Origin of the sequence: Caecibacter sp. AF58-12pH5A (assembly GCF_027681725.1) — a bacterium.
GTDB classification, from domain to species: Bacteria; Bacillota; Negativicutes; order Veillonellales; family Megasphaeraceae; genus Megasphaera; species Megasphaera hominis.
On record NZ_JAQDBC010000078.1, the window covers coordinates 1 to 1809 of the forward strand.

General features: G+C 40.4%; 3 protein-coding genes. All 3 read right to left on the reverse strand.

The genetic code is table 11. The annotated features are described in order from the left end of the window. On the reverse strand, positions 1 to 604 hold a 604-nt coding region (locus tag PGX44_RS13870; protein ID WP_498855835.1), incomplete at its 3' end, for a hypothetical protein. Then, positions 601 to 840 (reverse strand): hypothetical protein, encoded by a 240-nt coding sequence (locus tag PGX44_RS13875; protein WP_498855836.1) that lies wholly within the window; start codon positions 838 to 840, stop codon positions 601 to 603. The genes PGX44_RS13875 and PGX44_RS13870, both read right to left, overlap by 4 nt. A 92-nt stretch (positions 841 to 932) precedes the next feature. Beyond that, positions 933 to 1493 (reverse strand): PM0498 family protein, encoded by a 561-nt coding sequence (locus tag PGX44_RS13880; RefSeq protein ID WP_498855837.1) that lies wholly within the window; start codon positions 1491 to 1493, stop codon positions 933 to 935. Positions 1494 to 1809: the final 316 nt, after the last annotated feature.

Sequence of the window (1809 nt, forward strand, 5' to 3'; positions counted from 1 at the left end):
CTGTCTGATCTATGGTCCATTTTTCTCTTTCCCATTTGTTGCTGATGATGGTTTGGCCTGCGATTCGGTATTCTGCTTCTAGTTTTTTCTCCCGTTCCACAGTGGATGGTAAAAAGCTAAGAATTGCGCTGATAACGAAGCTAAGTATTCCTAAGCATAGTAATAGCAATAGGGCATTTTTCTTTGAACGCAATCTTGTCATGATGTTTCTCCGTTTTATGGCGTAAACCTGGTCGTTCGGCGTCTTGCCGCCCTCATAGGCTTCTAAGGCCTGCAGTGTCTTATTATCTCTCGTCTGGGCCGTGCGGATGGTGCCGTGTGCGCCTTCCACAACCTCGATGACCGGGCTGCGCAGACTAATGGTAAGCCCCGACGTGGATTCTTCATGAGTCTGTCGTTCATAGGCTTCGTTCTGCTTGCCGTCAAGAATACTATCCTGCGCGGCAATGGTTACGCCTGTCTTACCGATAATATCTGTCGTCGTCAGGTGCGCCGTATCGCCGGCGGCAATCGTCACGCCACCTGCGAAAGAACAAATGATCGTCCCCGTCTGCGTCTTGAACTCGCCATCGTAATTATCCTGCATCTTCTGCGTACCGATCATAATGCCAAGGCCTTCGCCCAGTACGCCTGAAGACTGGACCTTCGTATAAGCCGTTTATCATACTGCATATCCGATGTCGTCGTCACGTTGCGCCCTGCCGCAACGGTTACGTCATACTGCCCGGCGACGGTAGTAGCCGTCATATTCACATCCTGTACGGCGCCCAGTTGTACCGATTTTCCCGTAGCCGTCGTGCTGAGGACCGTCTGATGGCCGTCATGAGAGAGCAAGAGCATCGTGTTTGACAGCAATTTCTATTCCATATTTTATGTTATATTAAATTAATAAAATTTCTTACCAGAAGTAACTATAAGCAAAAACATACTCATCATACTATTCTAAGTACTATTGGTTGCTCAATTTTGTCAATTCCATCTACCCCTTCTCCCCATATGAATTCAGTTTCCTCCCTGTAAGTATGAAACCGCAAATTTAAAAAGAATGGATCTTCTGTAATTGATAAATATAAACAGAACATCTTATCAGGAAAAAGCTCTTTTAACTTATTTCCCCATATTTCCAATACATTCATTGCAACTGACAACATAATTTTTTGTTCTTCATTACTGTATGTTTCTTTATAATAAAAATCGTTTACAGATAAATCATTAATACACCATTCATACCCAGTTTTATCTTTATGAAACTTTAAAATCCGTTCCCAATCAGAATCTGAAAATTTTTTCATTTTTTCTAAATCATTTTTCTTTCTAAAAAGAAAAATACAATCATTTATAGTATAAAACTCTCTATAAATTAATGGATAAAAAGATGAGCTTTGATCTACTATCATTGAAGACTCTATTTTAAAGCTGTATAACCATTTACTCATTTTATCATTATAAACATACACATTATCACACTCCCAAATAATATTTTGCTTTTTCAATTGCTTTTTTTATTTCAGGGTCATTTAGCTTCTTTTGAACTCGAGGTGGTGCTACATTACCATCCAAATCATAAAAGTTGTTTTTAGTACGTAGCCGCGTAGCGGCTTTCCCTCCAGGCTATCGGGATAGGTATTGGTTTTCAGTCTGTTTCAGCTTTACTTGTTTTATGATCTGACGAATAAAATACAAAAAACTCTGGCAGACCATGGTGTGATCTGCTAGAGCTGGTAAATAGGTCTACGCCTGAAAGTACCGATTGGTCAACAACAATACTATCATTCTGACTTTTTAGCTACATAGCGGTTCCATTTGCTC